The sequence below is a fragment of the Duganella sp. GW821-FHT07F09 genome, assembly GCF_059418705.1.
Window position 1 is genome coordinate 186,317 of sequence record NZ_JBWKQJ010000002.1, and the last position, 17,339, is coordinate 203,655.

Sequence of the window (17,339 nt, forward strand, 5' to 3'; positions counted from 1 at the left end):
CATGCAACACTCAACTCCGGGTCGGGACCACCACCGGTGGGCCCGACCCGGAGTTGCTTTATTTCAGGCCGGCGGCGGCGCGCAGGATCGCGGCCTTGTCGGTGCGCTCCCACGTGAATTCCGGCTCTTCGCGGCCGAAGTGGCCGTAGGCGGCGGTTTTGGCGTAGATAGGACGCAGCAGGTCGAGCATCTGCACGATGCCTTTCGGACGCAGGTCGAAGTGCTCCATCACCAGCGCGGCGATCTTGTCGTCGGGGATGACGCCCGTGCCTTCGGTGTACACCGTGATGTTGATCGGACGCGCCACGCCGATGGCGTAGCTGACCTGCACCTGGCATTGGCGCGCCAGGCCGGCGGCGACCACGTTTTTGGCGACGTAACGCGCGGCGTAGGCGGCCGAACGGTCCACCTTCGTTGGATCCTTGCCGGAGAAGGCGCCGCCGCCGTGCGGGCTGGCGCCGCCGTAGGTGTCGACGATGATCTTGCGGCCGGTCAGGCCGCAGTCGCCCTGCGGGCCGCCGATGACGAAGCGGCCGGTCGGGTTGACCAGGTATTTGGTGTCGGTGAGCCATTCGCGCGGCAGCACCTGCTTGATGATCTCTTCGATCACCGCCTCTTCGATCTGCTTGTGCTGCATTTCCGGCGCGTGCTGGGTCGACAACACGACGGTGTCGACCGAGACCGGACGGCCGTTGACGTAGCGCAGCGTGACTTGCGATTTGGCATCCGGACGCAGCCATGGCAGGCGGCCGTCCTTGCGCAGCTGCGACTGGCGCTCGACCAGGCGGTGCGCGTAGTGGATGGCGGCCGGCATCAGCTCGGCGGTCTCGTCGCAGGCGTAGCCGAACATCAGGCCCTGGTCGCCGGCGCCTTGGTCGAGGTCGATACCGGCACCCTCGTCGACGCCCTGGGCGATGTCCGGCGACTGCTTGTCGTAGGCCACCAGCACCGCGCAACCGCGGTAGTCGATGCCGTAGTCGGTGTTGTCGTAGCCGATGCGCTTGATGGTTTCGCGCGCGACTTGAATATAATCAACGTTGGCGTGCGTGGTGATTTCGCCGGCCAGCACGACCAGGCCGGTGTTGCACAGCGTTTCGGCGGCGACGCGGGCCTTCGGGTCCTGCTCGAGGATGGCGTCCAGAATGGCATCCGAGATTTGGTCGGCGACCTTGTCCGGATGGCCTTCCGAGACGGATTCGGAAGTGAAAAGATAATCGTTTGACATCGCAAGCTCCTGATACTGGTTGAGAATGGTTGTCGCTCACCCAATACGGCTTGCGACGCTTTAGCGATATTTATATTCCGCTTCGCAAGTTGTCTGTTAACTCAGCGGTTACTGCATACGTGGTATTTTACGCTTCTTAAAAAATTTTTGGCTAGAGCAATAGCAGCCGGACACTCCTTGATATTGACGATTTAACTTCATGCTTGTTTATCTTTTCCGCTTTTTATCGATCTTTCCGCTGCCGTTGCTGCACGCGGTGGGCGCCGCGCTGGGCTGGCTGGTTTATCTGTGTTCTCCCTCGCATCGTCGGCGTATGCGCGAGAACATGGCCCTTGCGGGCTACTCGGGCCACCTGTCGGCGGCCATCGCCGAGGCCGGAAAAAGCATCGTCGAACTGCCATTCGTCTGGTGCGCGTCGCCCGGGCGGGTGTCGCGCCTGGCCCACGCCGAGAACTGGGAACTGGTGCAAACGGAGTTGGACGCGGGGCGCGGGATCGTGTTCCTGACGCCACACCTGGGCTGTTTCGAGATCGTCGCGCAGGAAATCGCGCTGCGCACCGAGCTGATGGTGATGTACCGCCCGCCGAAACAGGCGGCGCTCAAGCCGCTGGTCGAGGGCGCGCGCGCGCGCAAGAACCTGCTGTTGGCGCCGGCCAATATGTCGGGCGTGCGCATGCTGGCCAAGTTCCTTAAGAAAGGCAAGCCGATCGGCGTGCTGCCCGACCAGGTGCCGCAGGAGGGCGAAGGCGTGTGGGCCGATTTCTTCGGCCGCAGCGCCTACACGATGACGCTGCCGGCCAAACTGGCGCAGATGGGCGACGCCACCATCATCGTCACCTACGCCGAGCGCCTGCCCGGCGGCAAAGGCTTCGTGGTGCGCTTCGTGCCGTTCGACGGCTCCCTCGACGGCGACACGGCCGGGCAGGCGCGCGCCATCAACGCCGCCATGGAGCGCCTGATCGCCCGCAATCCCGAGCAATATTATTGGAGCTATAACCGCTACAAGGTGCCGGCCGGCATAGCCGCGCCGGTCGCGGCGGGGGGCCGGGCATGAAGCTGCTGCTGGGATTGATGTGGGTGCTGCACTGGCTGCCGCTGCCGCTGCTGGGCCGGATCGGCAAGCTGACCGGCAGCCTGTTGTTCATGACACTGCGCTCGCGCCGCCACATCGCGCTGACCAATCTGCGCCTGTGCATGCCGGAGTTGACCGAGGCCGAGCGGATCGACATCGCGCGCGGCCATTTCCAGGCGTACTCGCGCAGCGTGTGGGAGCGCGGCATCCTGTGGTGGGCCTCCGAGGCGCGCCTGAAGCGGCTGATCCATGTGGAGCCGGGCCCGGTGCCGGTGGAAGAGATGACGGCCAAGCCGACCATCCTGCTGTGCCCGCACTTCGTTTGCCTGGACGTGGCCGGCGCCTCGATCGCGATGGTGGCCAGCGCCTCGTCGATGTATGTGCAGCAAAAGAACACCGCCTTCGACCAGGTGCTGCGCGCCGGCCGCGCCCGCTTCAAGCCGGTCAAGCTGTTCACCCGCCAGGACGGCATCAAGCCCATCCTGCGGGCGCTGCGCGACAAGCTGCCCTACTTCATGCTGCCGGACATGGACTTCGGCGAAAAGGATGCCGAGTTCGTGCCGTTCTTCGGCATCCAGGCGGCCACGCTGACGGCGACGGCGCGCATCGCCGCCACCACCGGCGCCCAGGTGATGCCGGTGATCGCCACCTTCCTGCCCGACTATCAAGGTTATCGTGTGAAGTTCTATCCGGTGTGGGACAATTACCCGGGTCCCGACATGGTAGCCGCCACCCGCCGCATGAACGCGTTCATCGAGGAGCGCGTGCGCGAGGCGCCGTCGGAGTATTTCTGGACGCATAAGCGCTTCAAGACGCGGCCCAACGGCGAGCCTTCGCTATACCAAACTTCCAAGTAGAAGACTGACGATGAAACTCAAATTCACCAAAATGCACGGTGCCGGCAATGACTTCGTGGTCATCGACGGCATCAACCAGAAGATCGACCTGACGGCGGCGCAATGGAAGCTGCTGGGCGACCGCCGCTTCGGCATCGGCGCCGACCAGATCCTGCTGGTGGAAAAGCCGACCCAGCCGGGCTGCGATTTCCGCTACCGCATCTTCAACGCCGACGGCGGCGAGGTGGAACAGTGCGGCAACGGTTCGCGCGCGTTCGTCAAGTTCGTCTCGGAAAAAGGCTTGACCGACCAGCGCAGCATCACCGTCGAGACCAAGGCCGGCGTGATCGCGCCGCGGCTGGAGGCCGACGGCAGCATCACCGTGGACATGGGGCCGCCGGTGCTCGACCCTGCGCGCGTGCCGTTCGACGCCGAAGGCTTGCAGGGTGAACGCCAGGGCGCCGCCACCTTGTGGCCGCTGGTGCTGGAGCTGGCCGGCGCCAAGGAAAGCGTGCTGATCTCGGCCGTATCGATGGGCAATCCGCACGCGGTGCAGGTGGTCGACGACGTCGACGCGGCGCCGGTGGAACTGACCGGACCGCTGATCGAGCACCATCCGCGTTTCCCGAACCGGGTCAACGCCGGCTTCATGCAGATCGTCGATCGCGGCCACATCAAGCTGCGCGTGTTCGAGCGCGGCGTCGGCGAGACCTTGGCCTGCGGCACCGGCGCCTGCGCGGCGGCGGTGGCCGGCATCGCGCGCGGCCTGCTCGACAGCCCGGTGCGGGTCGACGCGCGCGGCGGCCAACTGTCGATCAGCTGGGCGGGCGAAGGCCAGCCGGTGCTGCTGACCGGCCCGGCCGTGACGGTGTTCGAAGGCGAGATGGAAATTTGATTCAAACCGCGATGCCTGAATGACGGCGAAGACTTTTATTGGGACCGCGACGCCCGATGACTGCGGAGACACATGACTGAACGTGGAGATACGTAGGGCGGATTAGCGCAGCGTAATCGGCCATGGATGCGCCGCCGGCGGCTCGGAGATGGCCGATTACGGCGTTCCGCCTAATCCGCCCTACGTGTCTCCGCGGTTACGCGCAAGTCCCTTGTCGTAGCAGCCTACGCGGCCAGCAAATCATCGCCGCCGGCGGCCGGCAACCACGTCTTGAGCCGGTACAAGCGCTGGCGGTAATTGCCCTCCGGGCCATCCGGACCGCCGTCGATCGCGTCGAACAAGCGGCTGATGCGGTCCAGCGCCTGGCGCTCGCGCGCGGTGCGCAGCAAAATCAAGCGCCGCTTGCTACGCCCGTAACTGGCGCGGATATCGACCACCAGGCAATGCCCCTGGTCGGCCGCCTTGACATCGAGCAGCAGCGCTTCGGCCCGGCTCAATCCAAACAACTCCGCCAGTTCCAGCCGTGCCGCCAGCAACGGCTGGCTGACCGTCAGCTCGCGCGTGACGCAGCCGGCGATGCTTTCCGTCCAGCCCGACTCCTTGGGCGACTGCGCGATCCGCTTCAATGCCGCGTCCGCCTCGTCGCACCCCTGCGCCGCCGCCTTCTGCAGCCAGTAGACCGCGCGCACGTCGCTGCTCTCGTCGTTGCGGCGGTTGCGCCAGGCGTACATACCGCATTCGAGCTGGGCGCCACAGTGGCCCATCTCCGCCGCCCGCTCCAGATAGGACAGTGCCTCGGCCACGCAGCGCTGCGAGAACTCCGGTTTCAGATAAATGCGCGACAACGCGAACCAGGCGTCGGCCAAGCCCTGCTCGCCCGCCAGGGTCAGCCAGCGTATCGCCCGCTTGAAGTTGACGGCGGCGATGCCCCTGGTTTGCCGCTTGCCGTCGCTGTCCATGCGCGCGAACCACAGGCCCAGCGCCAGCTGCGCGCAGCGCTCGCCGCCATGCGCGGCCAGTTCGCGGCATTGCCGCAGTTCGGCTTCGTACTCCGGCGCGCTGCCGAGCAGGCTGGCGCAGCGCGAAAGCAAAGTCAGCTGTTGCGGGCCGAGCGGCCAGTCCGCCGTCCGCGCCGCCTCGGCGTCGCCCGGCGCGCCGGCCAGCAGCTTGCGCAGCGGCGGCATCGCGCGTTGTAAAAACGCGTCACGGTCGCCGTGCCAGGCCTCGTCGAGCATCGCGTAGTGGGCCGGCGCCATGCCGTGGTCGAGCGTGTGCGCATGCCATGGCTGGCGCCCGCCGGCCCGGTGTGCCGGCGGGCGCGGGCCGCGTACGGCGCGCGCGGACGGCGACGCCGACACCTGCGCCGCGTTGGCCGCCGGCGCGCCGCCCTGCTGGGCCAGCAGCCATTGCGCCTCCACCGAGCCGGAACGGGCTGCGGTGTCGAGCGCCTGCAGCGCTTTGTCGCGCAGCTGGGCCTGTTGCGGCACAAGGGAGGCATCGTTCTGCGCGGGCTGGTTCAGCACCAGTTGCGCGAGCACCACACCGGCCTGCTCGACACCGGCGTCGTACGCGCGGTCGTACCAGGGCAGCACGGCTGGAAGGCAATGTTGGGCGTGTTCGTAGGGGACGTGGCTGCCGATCAGCATCCAGGCTTCATCCTGGTCCTGCAGCGCGGCGCGGTTGAGCCAGTGCAGCGCCGTCGGCAAGCTCAACGGAAGACTGGCGCCACCAAACAGATACAGCTTCCCCAACGCTAACTGGCAGACCGCGTCTCCCGCGCGGGCGCCCCGTATGATCCCTAACTCTTCTCGATTTGCCATCGTCTCACTATGAATGTGATTTATCGAAGCGGGCGGTGCGTCGGCGTCGTTGCAAGGCGGGCCGGATCACCATGAGACTCCAAGTGTAGCGTGCCATCGACGCCACACCCTAGACATAATGCGCGGCCGCTTGATCTGCCACAAGCTCGAACCCCCTGCCGCCCCTGTACGCTGGAACTGTTTTGATGCTTTCATGAAAAGAAATAATGCACCAATAGCAGGTTAGACCCTGTGACGACCGAGGCCAAGAGCGCGGCTTGTGGGCTACCGATCAAGCGTTTCGAAAATACAACAAGAAGCCGCGATTCACCTGCTTTTGGCACAAACAAGCCGCCATAGTCGACCATTCCAACGCGTTTGTCCCGGTGAGCCTTTAAGGTTCGATCCAACCGGGGAGAGATGAAGCGGCCGGACAGCATTAGACCTTTGTACGAATTACTCTAAAAAGGAATAACTCAAATGATCAAAAAATCTTTAGTGACCGTGGCACTCATGGGCGCGTTCGGCGCTGCATCCGCGCAATCGTCCGTCGCCATTTATGGCACTCTGGATGCTGGCCTTTCCAAACGCACCAACTCCGGCAACACCTCCACCATGGTTGGCAAGCGCGACAACAATAAACTGGGTTTCCGCGGCGTCGAAGACCTCGGCAACGGCCTCAAGGCCCTGTTCCAGCTGGAGATCCGCTATGAGCCGGACACCGGCGTCATCGAAAACACCACCCGCCCGCTGTTCCAGGGCCAGAGCCGGGTCGGCCTGCAGGGCGGCTTCGGCACCGTGCGCATCGGCCGCGGCCTGACCGCGTTCCAGGAAACCAGCACCGCCTTCGAGCCATGGAGCGGCATGCCGGCCACCGCCGGCTACCAGACCGACCTGCAAGTGGCCGGCTACACCAGCGATCCGCTGAGCGCGGCCGGCAATTCCGCCAACCGCTTCTCCAACGCCGTGTTCTACAACACGCCCGTGATCGGCGGCATCTTCCAGCTGAACGCCACCGTGGCCTCCAAGGAAGCCAACAACAACCCGGTCATCATTGGCCGCGGCACCGCGCTGGCGCCGCAGTTCCCGGCCAATAGCAAGGCCGCCGCAGTGCCTTACTCGCTCAGCGCCACCGCCACCAGCGGCCCGTTCGCCGCTTACGGCGCTTACGAGCGCAACGCCGTCGACACCAAGCTGTGGTCGGTCGGCGCGTCGTTCAAACCGATCCCGGCCTTGAAACTGATGGGCTCCTATCAGAAGCAGGACCAGGAAGAGAGCGTGCTGATCAATCCTGAAACCAAGGCATGGCTGATCGGCGCCAACTACACGATCGGCCCAGGCATGATACGCGCCGGTTACGGCCAGAAAAAACCTGACAACCAGACCAACAATCCGAACATCGCCAAGACCAAACAGGTCTCGGTCGGTTACGACTACAACCTGTCGGCCCGCACCTATCTGTACGTCGATGCGGCCCGCAAAAAAATCACCCCTGCCGCGACGTTTAATTTCTACAGTCTCGGCATACATCACAACTTCTAAACCTCGCGGTCGGCAAGAACCGCTGGTGTGACGTTGGGGATACGGACAAGGGCGACCTTGTCCGTTTTTTTTCGCGCGCTTTTCGTTTAGTACAAAGCCGCGCGTCGGTTAAAATGTATAACTAGCCCCAACCTTGCAGATAGAGTACCCATGACCGTCCCACTGGATTCCACACTTGTCGCGCAGTACCTGACAGACCACCCGCACTTCTTCGAAGAACACGCTGACTTGCTCGGTGAAATCAAACTGGCCAGCCCCATCACCGGCCGCGCCGTCTCGCTGCAGGAGCGGCAGATGGAAGTGATGCGTGACAAGTACAAGGCGCTGGAACTGCGCATGAGCAACCTGATGCGCCTCGCTTCCGAAAACGAAGCCATCGCCAACAAGTTCCACCGCTGGACCAAGGTGCTGCTGGAAGCCGAAGATGTGGGTTCCATGCCACACTCGGTCGTCAGCGGCCTGAAGTCGGCCTTCGACGTGCCGCAGGTCACCTTGCGCATCTGGGACACCGAGTCCGAGTACGACGGCGAATGGTTCGTCAAAGGCGTGTCGGAAGACGCGCGCATCTTCGCCAACAGCCTGATGGCGCCGTATTGCGGCACCAACAAGGACTTCGAAGCGGTGCGCTGGCTCGACGACGCCTCCGGCATCACCTCGACCGTGATCATCCCGCTGCGCAAGCCGGGCAACAAGAACGCCTTCGGCCTGCTGATCCTGGGCTCGGCCGATCCGGCCCGCTTCACCTCGCTGATGGCGACCGACTTCCTGGTCCACATCGGCGAAACCTCCAGCACCGCGCTGGCCTGGCTGCTGGCCTAAGGCACGGCAGCGACACCATGGGCGCCGAACCGGACAGCAAGCCAGCCTGGATCGACGCCTATCTCGGCTATTTGCGCACCGAGCGCAAGTTGTCGGCGCACACCACCGCCGCCTACGCGCGCGACCTGCGGGAACTGGCCGCGCTGTCGGACGGTCACGACTGGCCGGCGATCGACCATTTCCTGATCCGCCGGCTGACCGCCAAACTGCACGCAAACGACCTCGATCCGCGCTCTATCGCGCGCAAACTCTCCAGTTGGCGCGGATTTTTCGGCTGGCTGGGCGAGCGCATCGCGCTCTCGGCCAATCCGGTTCAGGGCGTGCGCGCGCCCAAACGCGCCAAGACATTGCCGCGCGCGCTGTCGGTCGACGACGCGGTGCGGCTGGTGGCGCCATCCACGCCGCGCGCCGGTACCGGCACCGAACCGGCCGACCTGTGCAACCGCGCCATGTTCGAACTGTTGTATTCGAGCGGCCTGCGGGTGTCCGAACTGGCCGGCCTCGACCTGACAGCCGGCAAGGACGCGCTGGGCTGGGTCGACCTCGACAACCGCGAAGTGATCGTCACCGGCAAGGGCAACAAGCGCCGCGTGGTGCCGGTGGGCGCCGCCGCGCTCGAGGCGCTGGCGGCGTGGCTCGCCGTGCGCCCGGCGCCGGTCGACGGCGGCGACGCGCTGTTTGTCAGCACCCGGGGCACCCGCGTCTCGCCACGCGTCATCCAGCAGCGTTTGCAGGCCCACGGCGTGGCCAGCGGCGCGCCGGTGCACGTGCACCCGCACATGCTGCGCCATTCCTTCGCCTCGCACGTGCTGCAATCGTCGGGCGACCTGCGGGCGGTACAGGAAATGCTGGGTCATTCGAGCATCAGCTCGACGCAGGTCTACACGGCCCTCGATTTCCAGCATCTGGCCGAGGTGTACGACAAGGCCCACCCGCGCGCCAAGGTGAAATAAAGAGCGGGAAGAGAGGCGCCTAACGTGTAAATCCGGCCCGTGCTGACGCCGCTCAATCGGACCAATTGCTGGCACAATTGAAATTCCGGCATAATCGGCCGATTGCATTTTTGCAGTTGAGCCCCATATAGGGTTCCCGACCACCAGACTCAGGCTGCTTGACCATGGAACTGATCCCCACCACCATCCTGACCGGCTTCCTTGGCGCCGGCAAGACCACGTTGCTCAACCGCATCTTGCAAGAACAGCACGGCATGCGCATCGCCGTCATCGAAAATGAGTTCGGGCAGGAAAACATCGACAACGAAATCCTGGTCCAGGATAGCGGCGAACAGATCGTCGAAATGAACAATGGCTGCATCTGCTGCACGGTGCGCGGCGACCTGATCGTGGCGCTGACCGGCCTGGCGCAAAAACGCGCCGCCGGCGAACTGCACTTCGACCGCGTCGTCATCGAGACCACAGGCCTGGCCAATCCGGGCCCGGTGGCGCAGACCTTCTTCGTCGACGAGGAAGTGGGCACTCACTATATGCTGGACGCAGTGGTCACCGTGGTCGACGCGCGCCACGCCATGGACCAGCTGGACCAGCACGAGGAAGCGCAGCGCCAGGTGGGGTTCGCCGACAAGATGCTGCTGTCCAAAACCGACCTGGTCACCGGGGACGAGCTGGCCACCTTGACCGCCCGCCTCAAGCGCATCAATCCGCGCGCGCCGATCGGCAAGGCCGATTTCGGCCGCGCCCCGCTGACGGACGTGCTGGACCTCAAAGGCTTCAACCTGAACGACAAGCTGGAGCTGGACCCCGATTTCCTGACGACCGACCAGGTCCACGACGACGACCACGTGCACGACGAGCACTGCGGCCACGATCATGGCCACGGGCACGGCCATGAAGGCCACGGTCACGACGGCCACGACCACAACCACCATCACGGCCACCACAGCGACGACATCGCCGCGTTTGTGTTCAAAAGTACACGCCCGTTCGACACCGCCAAGCTGGACGAATTCCTCGGCGGGCTGGTAAACGTCTATGGTCCTCGCATGCTGCGCTACAAAGGCGTATTGTTGATGCAGGGCGCCGATCGCAAGGTGGTGTTCCAGGGCGTGCACCAGATTATGGGCAGCGATCTGGGCGCGAAATGGGGAGAAAACGACGTTCGCGGCAGCAAAATGGTGTTTATAGGTAAAAATCTGCCAAAAGACATCTTTATTAGCGGTTTGGAACAATGTCTGGTATAAACTATCCGGGTTTTGTGGGGATGGTAATTTGTCACTAAGTTGTCACCAAGTTGCCACGAAATCCGGGCTGATTAATTTGAAAACTCTGTCGTATCGAAGGTAAGCGAAGTTATGACCAAAACTAATAAATCGACCCCCGCCGCCGCCGACCGCGTCCTGACCGAAGAAGAAATTCTGAAGATGGATGAAAAGGATTACATGAATCCGGCGCAAATGGCATTTTTCAAAGCAAAGCTGCAAGCCCTTGAGAAGGAGCTGCTGAAAAACGCCGGCGAAACCACCGAACACCTGCGCGAAACCGTGCTCGTACCGGACCCGGCCGACCGCGCCACGATCGAAGAGGAACACGCGCTGGAACTGCGCACCCGCGACCGCGAGCGCAAACTGCTGAAGAAAGTCCAGCAGTCGATCGTCGCCATCGACGGTGGCGACTACGGCTGGTGCGAGGAAACCGGCGAGCCGATCGGCATCCCGCGCCTGATCGCCCGTCCGACCGCCACGCTGTCGCTGGAAGCGCAACAGCGCCGCGAACTGAAGCAGAAACTGTACGGCGACTGACACCGCCGGCCGGCCCCTTGCGGTCGGCCGTCGCCAGCCTGTCCGGAGAGCACGCGCCCGCCGCGTGCTTTTTTACGTGCTTTTGCACACCCTTCCCATCCGTAACACGAAAATCGCTTTCCCTTCCGCTACACTACGCTGACGCCCGACGACAACGAGGAAAGCGTGGGACTGTTTTCGCTATTCAAAAAACCCGATCAACCGCGCCCGGACGGGGCGCCGGACCCGCTTGGCGACGAGGCCGCCGCGCGGCTGGCCGCCAACAGCGAAACCGCGCGCCAGCACCAACAGGCGCGCCAGCGCGAGATCGCCCGCGCCACCGCCATGAAAATCGACGCCATCGAATCGGCGATGGCGTTCGACATCTTCAACGAGCCGGAGCCGGCCTGGGGTAGCCAGCGCCAGCGCCCGGGCCGGGCCGGCGGCGCTGGCGGCGGCCCCGACACCGAGGCGCTGGCCGACCTCCCCACCACCCTGCTGCTGCGCGACGACGACCTGCCCGAGGCGGCCGTGGCGGCGCAGTCCGCGCCGGTGGTCGAGGAAATCGCCATCCTCTATGCCAACGGCCAAAGCGCGGCGGCCGCGCAGATGCTGACAGACAGCGTGGGCGCCAGCCAGGACCGCACCGTCTGGTGGATGCTGTTCGACCTGTACCAGGTCGGCGGCCAGCAGGAGCGCTTCGACAACCTGTCGATCGACTACGTCAGCACCTTCGAAACCTCGCCGCCGCCGTGGCGCGCGCCGGCCGACCCGGCGGCCGCCTCGCCCGGCTGGGCCGGCGTGACGCCCACCACCACCTTCAGCGGCGTGCTCGGCGAACAGATCGCCGGCCGGCTCGAAGACCTGCTGCGGCTGGCCGACGCGCACCCGGTGCTGCGGCTGGAATTTCATCGCGTCATCGACATCGAGGCGTCCGCCTGCTGGCTGCTGCTCGACACCCTGCGCCGGCTGCAGGCCCTCCAGCGCGAACTGATCCTGGTGGGCGCGGCCGAACTGGCCGCACAGATCCGCGCCGGCATCGCCATCGGCCGCCCCGACGACACCGAGGGCCCGTGGCTGCTATTGCTCGAACTGCTGCAACTGCTGAACCGCGAAAAGGAATTCGAGGAAACCGGCATGGACTATTGCGTCACCTTCGAGGTGTCGCCGCCATCGTTTGTCGCCCCGCACAAGGTGGCGATGGCGCCGGCCCAGCGGCTGCCCGCCTCGCCGGACCGCTTCATGTTGCCTTCGGTCATAGAAAACCAGCTCGGCCCGCTGCTGCCCGCCATCAAGCACTATGCCGGCCAGTACCAGACCATCGTGTTCGATTGCTCGCGGCTGCTGCGCATCGACTACCCGGCCGCCATCGGCCTGCACGCCTGCCTGCAGCCGCTCGCCGCCGACGGCCGCAAAATCGAATTCCGCGACGTGAACCATCTGGTCACGGCCCTGTTAAGATTGCTCGGTTACGGCGACATCGCCCGGCTCTACCCGCACAAGTACTAACTTGCAATTCCGGTTTCCAGCCCCACTTTTCAAGTCTTGAAGCAGTTCGCGTCATTACTCTGAGGTCAATATGGAACAATTTCACGGTACCACCATCCTGTGCGTGCGCCGCGGCAAAGACGTCGCCCTCGGCGGCGACGGCCAGGTCACGCTGGGCAACATCGTCATGAAGGGCACGGCCCGCAAAGTGCGCAAGGTCTACCAGGGCAAGGTCCTGGTCGGCTTCGCCGGCGGCACCGCCGACGCCTTCACCCTGCTCGACCGCTTTGAAGGCAAGCTGGAAAAACACCAGGGCAATCTGCTGCGCGCCTCCGTCGAGCTGGCCAAGGACTGGCGCACCGACCGCGTGCTGCGCCGCCTGGAGGCGATGCTGCTGGTGGCCGACCACGAATCGACCCTGGTCATCACCGGCAACGGCGACGTGCTCGAGCCCGAGGACGGCATCGGCGCCATCGGCTCGGGCGGCACCTATGCCCAGTCCGCCGCCAAGGCTTTGGTGGAAAACACGGAACTGTCGCCCGCCGAAATCGTCAAAAAGTCACTGACCATCGCGGGTGAGTTGTGCATCTACACCAACTTGAATCACATCGTTGAAACACTGGAACCAGCATGAACATGACTCCCCATGAAATCGTCGGCGAACTCGACAAACACGTAGTCGGCCAGGGCAAGGCCAAGAAGGCGGTCGCCATCGCGCTGCGCAACCGCTGGCGCCGCCAGCAGGTCGAGGAGCCGCTGCGCCACGAGATCACACCCAAGAACATCCTGATGATCGGCCCGACCGGCGTCGGCAAGACCGAGATCGCGCGCCGCCTGGCCAAGCTGGCCGACGCGCCATTCATCAAGATCGAGGCCACCAAGTTCACCGAGGTCGGCTATGTGGGCCGCGACGTCGACACCATCATCCGCGACCTGATCGATATCGGCATCAAGCAGACCCGCTCGGCCGAGATGGCCAAGGTGCGCACCCGCGCCGAGGACGCCGCCGAGGACCGCGTGATCGACATCCTGCTGCCGCCGGCGCGCGACTTCGGCTTCCACCAGTCGACGCCGTCGGACACGCCGCAGGCCGGCGACGCCACGCGCCAGACCTTCCGCAAGCGCCTGCGCCAGGGCGAGCTGGACGACAAGGAGATCGAGATCGAACTGGCCGAGACCGGCCCGCAGATGGAGATCATGGCCCCGCCGGGCATGGAGGAAATGACCGAGCAGATCAAGTCGATGTTCTCCGGCATCGGCGGCGCGCGCAAGAAGGCGCGCAAGGTCAAGATCAAGGAGGCGATGAAGTTCCTCATCGACGAGGAGGCCGCCAAACTGGTCAACGACGACGAGATGAAGCAGAAGGCGATCCAGAACGTCGAGCAGAACGGCATCGTCTTCCTCGACGAGATCGACAAGATCGCCTCGCGCTCGGAAGTGGGCGGCGCCGACGTCTCGCGCGCCGGCGTGCAGCGCGACCTGCTGCCGCTGGTCGAGGGCACCACCGTCAACACCAAGTACGGCATGATACGCACCGACCACATCCTGTTCATCGCGTCGGGCGCCTTCCACTTGGCCAAGCCGTCCGACCTGATCCCGGAGCTGCAGGGCCGCTTCCCGATCCGGGTCGAACTGGAGTCGCTGTCGATCGCCGATTTCGAGCGCATCCTCACCAGCACCGACGCCTGCCTGACCAAGCAGTACGAGGCGCTGCTGGCGACCGAGAACGTCAAGATCGAGTTCTCGCCGGAAGGCATCACGCGCCTGGCGGAGATCGCCTACTCGGTCAACGAGCGCACCGAGAACATCGGCGCGCGGCGCCTGTACACGGTGATGGAAAAGCTGCTGGAGGAACTGTCGTTCACCGCCAGCGAAGACGGCGGCAAGGCCATCACCATCGACGCTGCCTACGTCAACGAGCGACTCGACGCGCTGGCGGTCAACGAAGACCTGTCGCGCTACGTGTTGTAAGCGGGGGGCCGGCGATGGCGAACAAGGCCTTGTCGACGCGGCAGAAGATGACGATCCGTGTGGAGCCGTCGCAGAAGCCGCCGCGCAACCCGGTCGCGCTGGCGGCCAAGGCGCGCGCCGGCGGCGCCGGTCCGCACGCCAAACCGGCGGCGGCCGAACGCCAGGCCGCCAAGCGGCTGCTGGCCAAGGCCCGGCTGAAGCCGGACCCGGACGAGCAGTAAAACCGTCAGCGGGCGCCGGTGGTGGCGCCCGCTCTCGGGTGATCTTAGAAGTTGTATTTGAGGCCGGCGCTCACCACCGCCGGATCGCTCTTGCTGTAGCTGTCGAGCTTGATCGGCATGTAGTTCACGTCCACCGTGGCGGAAACGTTCCGACTGAGCTTGTAGGCCGCGCCCACGCCGGCGATGACGTTGGCCGTGTCGCGGCTCCAGCTGTATGCGTTCGGGGTGTCATAGCTGTTCTTGGCGCGCGTGTATGTCGCGCCCAGCCTGCTGGTCAGCGACCAGTTGTCATTCAATTTCAGGGCGGTGGTCCAGCTCAGGGCGACACCGTTGGCCCGCGTCTTGATGCCCGAAATATAATAAGCCGGGTACAAGCCATAACCGTCCTCCTTCAGCTTGGTCGTGAACAGCATCAATTCCAGCGCGTGCACCTGCTGCAAGTCGAACGCCACGCTGCTGCCCATCGTCAGGCCGCCGTACACGCGGGCGAGCGGCCTGGTATTGCCGTTGGCGACCACGGCGCCGATGTCGGCGCCGAGGTAGCCGGGAGAGACAGGCGCGGCATCGGCCGCCTGGACGTCGGACAAGCTGGACAGCGCGGCAATCATGCCCGCGCACAGGGTTTTGATCATGGTGGACATAGGTTTCCTGGATTGAAGTGGTTCGGGGCGCCGTCCCTTCTACGAGGGACAGCGGACGCAGTGTGGCCCACATCCGCGCGTTGTCCTATTTGAATGTTCCAGGAATCACTTTTCAGCACAGCAAGTACCGTGCTACGATACCTTTGTTTTTTTACTAAGGGCATCCATGAGTTCACCGGAATTGCTGTTGCAGGTACTGCGAACCCAGATGCGGACCGCCGGCGTCACCTACAAAATGCTCGCCGAGCGCATCGCCATGAGCGAGTCGAGCGTCAAGCGCATGTTCGGCCAGCAGGACATGTCGCTGTCGCGGCTGGCGCAGATCTGCAAGGCGGCCGGGGTGGCGATGGAGGACGTGCTGCGCGGCGCCGCCGACGCCACGCCGCAGGCCGACGCGCTGACCTTGACCCAGGAAAAATCGCTGCTGGCGCAGCCGCATCTGCTGCTGATGGCGATCTGCTGCCTCGGCCACTGGACCCTGGAGCAGGTGCTGGAAACCTACGACCTGACGGAACCCGAATGCATCATGCTGCTGGCCGAGCTGGACCGGCTAGGCGTGATCGAACTCAAGCCGATGAACCGCTACCGCCTGCGCGTATCGAACGCGTTCCGCTGGCTGCCGGACGGCCCGGTGCAGCAATTTTTCCGCGAGCACGCGGTGGCCGACTACTTCGGCGGCAGCTTCGACGGCGCCGGCGAGACCTTGCTGTGCCTGCCCGCGCGGCTGTCGCTGCCCAGCGCGCAGGAACTGGTGGGCCGCATCCAGCAACTGGCCGGCGAGCTGGCGCGCCTGCACCAGGGCGACCGCAAGCTGGCGCCGCAGGAGCGCGACGGCTTCACCCTGCTGGTCGGCTTCCGCTCATGGGAATTCGCCGCCTTCACGGCATTGCGGCGGGCACCGGCAAAACCCCAACCCCACCCCGCTGTCGCCAAACCTGGCGCCATCTGAACCACGTAGGGTGGATTAGCGCAGCGTAATCCACCATGCCGGCCCGCCGACGGCTTCAGGCCGACGAACATTTACGCTTTCCGACAGCTGAATTCTTCAGCCTAGCCCCGACAATAATAATGGCATCCCACAATCGACCGTCGTCGCCCACGACGCGGGCTACGACGAACCATGGTTGTAACGCATGGGTACCCGCCTTCTTGGCAAGCACCTGCGCGAGCGCATCGGCACCATCACGCGCATGAACACCAAAACCTACTCGCTCATCTGCGATGGCGAACAGTGGCGGTCTCGCCGGCGCTACTGCGCAAGATCATCGATCTTTAAGCACCGGAATGACGAGCTGGTCGCCAAAGGTCAAGCCGCGCGAGCGAGAGGCTTGATAGCCTTCGCGATGGCCTTTCCAGCGGAGATTTCGGCGACACGAAGATCATAGGCACTTTGAAGATTCAACCAACCTTGCGCTTCGCTCCCAAAATAGCGTTCCAGACGTAGGGCCGTATCCGCGCTCACGCCCCGCTGGCCTTTGGTGATTTCGCTGAGGCGAGAGTAAGGGACATGCAGGGCCAACGCCACCGCGCGCACGCTGACGCCCATGGGCTTGATGTAGTCTTCCACCAGAATTTCGCCGGGGTGGACCGGACGCATACCATTCTTGAGCATGATGAACTCCGTTTTTCGTTCCGTGCCTCTAGATCGTCGTCTATTGAGGATCTTCAATCAGCACATCGTAGGGACCCTTGTCACCCCATTTGAAAGTAAGACGCCATTGGTCGTTAATCCGGACATGCCACGCGCCGTTGTATTCCTTCAAGTCGTTACCTGGAGGAGCTTTCATAAAGCTCACCGAAGGCGCGGCATCAAGCTGGGTCAATTTCCGCTCGGCGACGCTCTTGATGTTGGCAAATCGGCGACACTTGCCTGTCGTGAACAGGGCTCTTGTGTCATCGCACGCGAAGGATTGAATTGACATGGGAAGACGTTACCTGTTAACCGGTTAACAGTCAATATCCCTTCACCTTACAAACAGCGACCTCGATGGCGCGGATCTCCAGTGTGCTGGCGTCGATTCCCAAGTGCACCTTGCGCCATTGGCGGCGGTAGTCGGCGCCATGCTTTTTGGTCTTCCACTCCCCTTCATTAATCA

At 64.1% G+C, this 17,339-nt stretch carries 18 protein-coding genes and 1 pseudogene; 13 read left to right on the forward strand and 6 right to left on the reverse strand.

The window, feature by feature from the left end:
• Positions 1–58: 58 nt before the first annotated feature.
• Entirely contained in the window at positions 59–1,225 is a 1,167-nt protein-coding gene (metK, locus tag AC07P1_RS05835; protein ID WP_494694904.1) for a methionine adenosyltransferase, read from the reverse strand.
• 199 nt (positions 1,226–1,424) lie between these two features.
• Here metK and AC07P1_RS05840 point away from each other — a divergent pair, with 199 nt between their 5' ends.
• The 3 genes from AC07P1_RS05840 to dapF are packed head-to-tail and all read left to right on the forward strand — an operon-like array spanning position 1,425 to position 4,028.
• Entirely contained in the window at positions 1,425–2,279 is an 855-nt protein-coding gene (locus tag AC07P1_RS05840; protein ID WP_494694905.1) for a lysophospholipid acyltransferase family protein, read from the forward strand.
• Positions 2,276–3,154: an LpxL/LpxP family acyltransferase gene (locus AC07P1_RS05845; protein WP_494694906.1), complete on the forward strand. Its 879-nt coding sequence runs from the start codon at positions 2,276–2,278 to the stop codon at positions 3,152–3,154. The genes AC07P1_RS05840 and AC07P1_RS05845 overlap by 4 nt, the downstream gene beginning before the upstream one ends.
• A gap of 10 nt (positions 3,155–3,164) precedes the next feature.
• Positions 3,165–4,028 carry a diaminopimelate epimerase gene (dapF, locus tag AC07P1_RS05850; protein WP_494694907.1) on the forward strand — a complete coding sequence of 288 codons (864 nt, stop codon included), beginning with the start codon at positions 3,165–3,167 and terminating at the stop codon, positions 4,026–4,028.
• 224 nt (positions 4,029–4,252) lie between these two features.
• On the opposite strand, the gene AC07P1_RS05855 is transcribed toward dapF, so the two are convergent.
• The gene (locus AC07P1_RS05855; RefSeq protein WP_494694908.1) at positions 4,253–5,848 is read right to left on the reverse strand and encodes a tetratricopeptide repeat protein; all 1,596 of its coding nucleotides are present in this window, start codon (positions 5,846–5,848) and stop codon (positions 4,253–4,255) included.
• 462 nt (positions 5,849–6,310) lie between these two features.
• Between AC07P1_RS05855 and AC07P1_RS05860 the strand changes: the two genes are divergently transcribed.
• From AC07P1_RS05860 to AC07P1_RS05900, 9 genes are all read left to right on the forward strand, one after another.
• Positions 6,311–7,369 carry a porin gene (locus AC07P1_RS05860; RefSeq protein ID WP_494695367.1) on the forward strand — a complete coding sequence of 353 codons (1,059 nt, stop codon included), beginning with the start codon at positions 6,311–6,313 and terminating at the stop codon, positions 7,367–7,369.
• A gap of 150 nt (positions 7,370–7,519) precedes the next feature.
• Entirely contained in the window at positions 7,520–8,188 is a 669-nt protein-coding gene (locus AC07P1_RS05865) for a DUF484 family protein (RefSeq protein WP_494694909.1), read from the forward strand.
• A gap of 17 nt (positions 8,189–8,205) precedes the next feature.
• Positions 8,206–9,141, forward strand: coding sequence for a tyrosine recombinase XerC (locus AC07P1_RS05870; RefSeq protein WP_494694910.1), 936 nt, complete (start codon positions 8,206–8,208; stop codon positions 9,139–9,141).
• 164 nt (positions 9,142–9,305) lie between these two features.
• Positions 9,306–10,385 (forward strand): CobW family GTP-binding protein, encoded by a 1,080-nt coding sequence (locus AC07P1_RS05875; RefSeq protein ID WP_494694911.1) that lies wholly within the window; start codon positions 9,306–9,308, stop codon positions 10,383–10,385.
• 111 nt (positions 10,386–10,496) lie between these two features.
• Positions 10,497–10,943, forward strand: a complete 447-nt coding sequence (gene dksA, locus AC07P1_RS05880; protein WP_090325594.1) for an RNA polymerase-binding protein DksA — start codon at positions 10,497–10,499, stop codon at positions 10,941–10,943.
• A gap of 165 nt (positions 10,944–11,108) precedes the next feature.
• The gene (locus AC07P1_RS05885) at positions 11,109–12,431 is read left to right on the forward strand and encodes an STAS domain-containing protein (RefSeq protein WP_494694912.1); all 1,323 of its coding nucleotides are present in this window, start codon (positions 11,109–11,111) and stop codon (positions 12,429–12,431) included.
• A 70-nt stretch (positions 12,432–12,501) separates the two neighbouring features.
• Positions 12,502–13,044, forward strand: coding sequence for an ATP-dependent protease subunit HslV (gene hslV, locus AC07P1_RS05890; protein WP_315220365.1), 543 nt, complete (start codon positions 12,502–12,504; stop codon positions 13,042–13,044).
• Positions 13,041–14,381 carry an ATP-dependent protease ATPase subunit HslU gene (hslU, locus tag AC07P1_RS05895; RefSeq protein WP_494694913.1) on the forward strand — a complete coding sequence of 447 codons (1,341 nt, stop codon included), beginning with the start codon at positions 13,041–13,043 and terminating at the stop codon, positions 14,379–14,381. The genes hslV and hslU overlap by 4 nt, the downstream gene beginning before the upstream one ends.
• 14 nt (positions 14,382–14,395) lie before the next feature.
• Complete coding sequence (locus tag AC07P1_RS05900) at positions 14,396–14,602, forward strand: hypothetical protein (RefSeq protein ID WP_494694914.1); 207 nt, start codon at positions 14,396–14,398, stop codon at positions 14,600–14,602.
• Between the two features lie 44 nt (positions 14,603–14,646).
• On the opposite strand, the gene AC07P1_RS05905 is transcribed toward AC07P1_RS05900, so the two are convergent.
• Positions 14,647–15,243 (reverse strand): outer membrane beta-barrel protein, encoded by a 597-nt coding sequence (locus AC07P1_RS05905; protein ID WP_494694915.1) that lies wholly within the window; start codon positions 15,241–15,243, stop codon positions 14,647–14,649.
• A gap of 166 nt (positions 15,244–15,409) precedes the next feature.
• Here AC07P1_RS05905 and AC07P1_RS05910 point away from each other — a divergent pair, with 166 nt between their 5' ends.
• The gene (locus tag AC07P1_RS05910) at positions 15,410–16,192 is read left to right on the forward strand and encodes a helix-turn-helix domain-containing protein (protein WP_494694916.1); all 783 of its coding nucleotides are present in this window, start codon (positions 15,410–15,412) and stop codon (positions 16,190–16,192) included.
• A gap of 357 nt (positions 16,193–16,549) precedes the next feature.
• On the opposite strand, the gene AC07P1_RS05915 is transcribed toward AC07P1_RS05910, so the two are convergent.
• The 3 genes and pseudogenes from AC07P1_RS05915 to AC07P1_RS05925 form a co-directional block, all read right to left on the reverse strand.
• Positions 16,550–16,855, reverse strand: a complete 306-nt coding sequence (locus AC07P1_RS05915; protein WP_494694917.1) for a HigA family addiction module antitoxin — start codon at positions 16,853–16,855, stop codon at positions 16,550–16,552.
• A gap of 40 nt (positions 16,856–16,895) precedes the next feature.
• Entirely contained in the window at positions 16,896–17,165 is a 270-nt protein-coding gene (locus AC07P1_RS05920; protein ID WP_494694918.1) for a type II toxin-antitoxin system RelE/ParE family toxin, read from the reverse strand.
• A gap of 58 nt (positions 17,166–17,223) precedes the next feature.
• Positions 17,224–17,337 (reverse strand): annotated as a pseudogene (locus AC07P1_RS05925) (IS5/IS1182 family transposase); the annotation flags it as partial.
• Positions 17,338–17,339 lie beyond the last annotated feature (2 nt).

Excerpts from the sequence above, each read along its gene's own strand:
- AC07P1_RS05900 (WP_494694914.1), top strand. The coding sequence starts at position 14,396 with ATGGCGAACAAGGCCTTGTCGACGCGGCAGAAGATGACGATCCGTGTG.
- AC07P1_RS05910 (WP_494694916.1), top strand. The coding sequence starts at position 15,410 with ATGAGTTCACCGGAATTGCTGTTGCAGGTACTGCGAACCCAGATGCGG.
- dksA (WP_090325594.1), top strand. The coding sequence starts at position 10,497 with ATGACCAAAACTAATAAATCGACCCCCGCCGCCGCCGACCGCGTCCTG.
- AC07P1_RS05875 (WP_494694911.1), top strand. The coding sequence starts at position 9,306 with ATGGAACTGATCCCCACCACCATCCTGACCGGCTTCCTTGGCGCCGGC.
- AC07P1_RS05915 (WP_494694917.1), bottom strand. The coding sequence starts at position 16,855 with ATGCTCAAGAATGGTATGCGTCCGGTCCACCCCGGCGAAATTCTGGTG.
- AC07P1_RS05905 (WP_494694915.1), bottom strand. The coding sequence starts at position 15,243 with ATGTCCACCATGATCAAAACCCTGTGCGCGGGCATGATTGCCGCGCTG.
- AC07P1_RS05870 (WP_494694910.1), top strand. The coding sequence starts at position 8,206 with ATGGGCGCCGAACCGGACAGCAAGCCAGCCTGGATCGACGCCTATCTC.
- AC07P1_RS05920 (WP_494694918.1), bottom strand. The coding sequence starts at position 17,165 with ATGTCAATTCAATCCTTCGCGTGCGATGACACAAGAGCCCTGTTCACG.
- AC07P1_RS05855 (WP_494694908.1), bottom strand. The coding sequence starts at position 5,848 with ATGGCAAATCGAGAAGAGTTAGGGATCATACGGGGCGCCCGCGCGGGA.
- AC07P1_RS05865 (WP_494694909.1), top strand. The coding sequence starts at position 7,520 with ATGACCGTCCCACTGGATTCCACACTTGTCGCGCAGTACCTGACAGAC.
- metK (WP_494694904.1), bottom strand. The coding sequence starts at position 1,225 with ATGTCAAACGATTATCTTTTCACTTCCGAATCCGTCTCGGAAGGCCAT.
- dapF (WP_494694907.1), top strand. The coding sequence starts at position 3,165 with ATGAAACTCAAATTCACCAAAATGCACGGTGCCGGCAATGACTTCGTG.
- AC07P1_RS05840 (WP_494694905.1), top strand. The coding sequence starts at position 1,425 with ATGCTTGTTTATCTTTTCCGCTTTTTATCGATCTTTCCGCTGCCGTTG.
- hslV (WP_315220365.1), top strand. The coding sequence starts at position 12,502 with ATGGAACAATTTCACGGTACCACCATCCTGTGCGTGCGCCGCGGCAAA.
- AC07P1_RS05845 (WP_494694906.1), top strand. The coding sequence starts at position 2,276 with ATGAAGCTGCTGCTGGGATTGATGTGGGTGCTGCACTGGCTGCCGCTG.
- hslU (WP_494694913.1), top strand. The coding sequence starts at position 13,041 with ATGAACATGACTCCCCATGAAATCGTCGGCGAACTCGACAAACACGTA.